This is a genomic window from Vibrio sp. OPT24 (genome assembly GCF_015163545.1).
GTDB lineage: Bacteria > Pseudomonadota > Gammaproteobacteria > Enterobacterales > Vibrionaceae > Vibrio > Vibrio cyclitrophicus.
The window spans coordinates 1-585 of sequence record NZ_JADDYI010000066.1 but is presented as its reverse complement, the minus strand read 5'-3'; the positions used below and the strand labels follow the sequence as shown (position 1 = coordinate 585).

The 585-nt window shown below is 41.2% G+C and carries 1 protein-coding gene; it reads left to right on the top strand.

Translation table 11 applies throughout. The features are described from left to right. Positions 1-33: 33 nt before the first annotated feature. Positions 34-459 carry a hypothetical protein gene (locus IQO02_RS20060; protein WP_016769268.1) on the top strand — a complete coding sequence of 142 codons (426 nt, stop codon included), beginning with the start codon at positions 34-36 and terminating at the stop codon, positions 457-459. The last annotated feature ends 126 nt before the right edge of the window (positions 460-585 follow it).

Genomic DNA, 585 nt, shown 5'->3' with positions numbered 1-585 from the left:
CTTAATTGGGCGTTATGTGTTTTTAGGATAAAAATGGAAATTTTCGAAATTCAACTAAGAAACTCAATCGGTCCAGTCAAGCTCGGTATGACAGAAACTGAAGTGATCAATGTTATCGGAGCTCCAAATTGCATCTATGGTCATCGCCATCATTTTTTAGACGGTCTCATGGTAGATTTTGATAATGAAGGAAGAGTTGAGTTCATTGAAGCCGCTGTGTCTGAGTTGTTTTCAACGACCTTGCTTGGCTTTGACGTACATAGGGCATTAGCGACTAATGTGCTCGAACGAATTCAGCTAGAAGGTAACTATGATCATTCTGATCCAGAGTTAGGCTATAGCTACGTATTTAAAGAGCTTCAGTTATCTTTCTGGCGTCCAACTCTTCCTGACTTAGAAGAAGGTGAAGGGTTGTACTTTCAATCGGTTGCAATTGCTTCCGAGGGGTACTTTGAGTAAACACATAACAAACTGTTTAAGAGTGATTCGCAACGCGTGGCATTTTTACTATGCGTTGGTTTTAGTGTTTAAGGTGGTATGCGGCGGCCTTTGTATTGCGTTGCTCACACCTTAACAGGGCGTTAT

Excerpts from the sequence above, each read along its gene's own strand:
- IQO02_RS20060 (WP_016769268.1), top strand. The coding sequence starts at position 34 with ATGGAAATTTTCGAAATTCAACTAAGAAACTCAATCGGTCCAGTCAAG.